Annotated in this window: 1 protein-coding gene and 1 pseudogene; both read left to right on the plus strand. The window is 39.5% G+C overall.

The features are described from left to right. The first annotated feature begins 117 nt into the window (after positions 1 to 117). A pseudogene (tnpA, locus tag DW922_RS17205) lies at positions 118 to 558 on the plus strand (IS200/IS605 family transposase). 9 nt (positions 559 to 567) lie between these two features. After that, a complete protein-coding gene (locus DW922_RS17210) occupies positions 568 to 1,893 on the plus strand; it encodes an IS200/IS605 family element transposase accessory protein TnpB (protein ID WP_118727156.1) in 1,326 nt (441 codons plus the stop codon). Positions 1,894 to 2,060 lie beyond the last annotated feature (167 nt).

The following is a 2,060-nucleotide window of genomic DNA, read 5'->3' on the forward strand; positions in this document are numbered from 1 at the left end:
TTGAAAAAATGCACGCCGCATTCTCGTTACTTTAGTGATGAGTTAGGCGTACAAAAAATATAAATAAAAATCGAACATACATTTGCATCTTGGCAATACATATGGTATACTATAAATATGGATAATAATATATTTAATATTAAGGAAAATAGTCTTTCGTATGGTAGAGGTTATGTTTATTCTTTACAGTATCATTTGGTATAGTGTACAAAATACCGTAAAAAAGTTTTAGCAAATGGAATCGATGTGGAATGCAAAGAAATATTACAAGGATTGGCGGAAGAGTATCACTTTCAGATTTTGGCTATGGAGGTAATGCCGGATCACATTCATCTGCTTGTGGATTGTCGCCCACAGTTCTTTATTTCTGACATGATTAAAATCATGAAAGGAAATATTGCCAGACAGTTATTTCTTTCACATCCGGAATTAAAACAGCAGTTGTGGGGTGGACACCTTTGGAATCCTTCCTATTGTGTAGTGACAGTGAGTGAGCGCAGTAAAGAACAGGTTTTGTCGTACATAGAAGGGCAGAAGGAGAAAGAAAAGCGAAAGTAGGAAAATCTTATGAAGACGGTATCCAGTTATGGTGTAGAAATTAAAAAACAGAATATTCCCCTTCACCATACACTGAGGATTTATCGTCAGGCAGTTTCTTATCTGACTAAAGTTTATCATGAAGTATGGGAAGAACTTTCAGAAATTGAGAATGCCCAAAAGCGGTTTAATGAAGCGGAACATCTTGTACATAATACAAAGAAAAATGTGGCCAGATTTGATTTTGATCAGCGCTTTGTTAAAATGCCATCTTACTTGAGGCGCGCAGCGATTCAGCATGCACTTGGAAGTGTATCTTCTTATAAAACACGAATGAAATTATGGGAAAACGGCGATTTATCAGGGAAGCCGAAGCTCGTATATGAAAATCATGCGATGCCGGTATTTTACAGAGATGTCATGTACAAACCGAGCGAGTCAGGGGAAGATATTGCATATCTGAAATTATATGATGGTTATGACTGGAAATGGTTTCGCGTTTCTCTGCTGCATACAGATATGGAATATCTGAGAAAACATTGGTCAGGAGTTTGCGCTATGGCCCCAGTTCTGGAGAAGAAGCATCAAAAATATTTTCTGAGATTTTCTTATACGGAGGATGTGATATTGACGAAGCATGCTGTAAATGAGCAAATCATTTGTAGCATAGATCTGGGAATCAATACGGATGCGGTTTGCACAATCATGCGTTCAGACGGAACTATTCTGGGACGAAAATTTATAGATTTCCCCAGTGACAAAGACCGGCTGTACCATGTTTTGGGCAGAATTCGCAGATTTCAAAGAGAACATGGTTCCGGGCAGATAAAGAGAAGATGGACCTATGCTAAAAGACTGAACATGGAATTATCCAGGAAAATCGCAAATGCAATCGTAACCTATGCGGGGGAATATCAGGCAGATGTACTGGTTTTTGAGTACTTAGAGATAAATGGGTTTATTTCTGGAAAGAAGCGTCAGCAGCTTCATATGTGGAGAAAACGGGATATTCAGAATATATGCGAGCATCAGGCTCACAGACATGGAATGAGACTGGCGAGGGTCTGTGCCTACAATACCAGTAGGCTTGCTTATGATGGAAGTGGTATGGTAGAGCGAAGCAAAAAGAATCACAGCTTGTGTGTATTCAAAAATGGGAAAACATACAACTGTGATTTATCTGCATCCTATAATATTGGAGCAAGATATTTTATCAGAGAATTATTAAAACCCTTCCCGGAAACGGAAAGGTCTTTACTGGAGGCAAAAGTTCCTTCAATAAAGCGTAGAACCTCATGTGTTTATGCAGATTTGAGAGTGTTGCACGATGTATTGGCAGACTCTAAATCCGCATGAATGCGGGCAGATATTCAGTGGACTACCTGTAATGTGGAAACCTGCCGTATCCGGCATGGACATTGCGCATAGTTGCGCTGTTCTAAGTTACAGGCGTATCCGCCGATATTTAGTCTTGTCGCTTAAAGCGGCTGAGAAGCACGTGACTTTAGTCATGTGAGGTTCAC

This window comes from Clostridium sp. AM42-4 (assembly GCF_003480105.1).
GTDB lineage: Bacteria > Bacillota > Clostridia > Lachnospirales > Lachnospiraceae > Brotaphodocola.

Coding starts and splice junctions, on each gene's coding strand:
- DW922_RS17210 (WP_118727156.1), top strand. CDS start 568: ATGAAGACGGTATCCAGTTATGGTGTAGAAATTAAAAAACAGAATATT.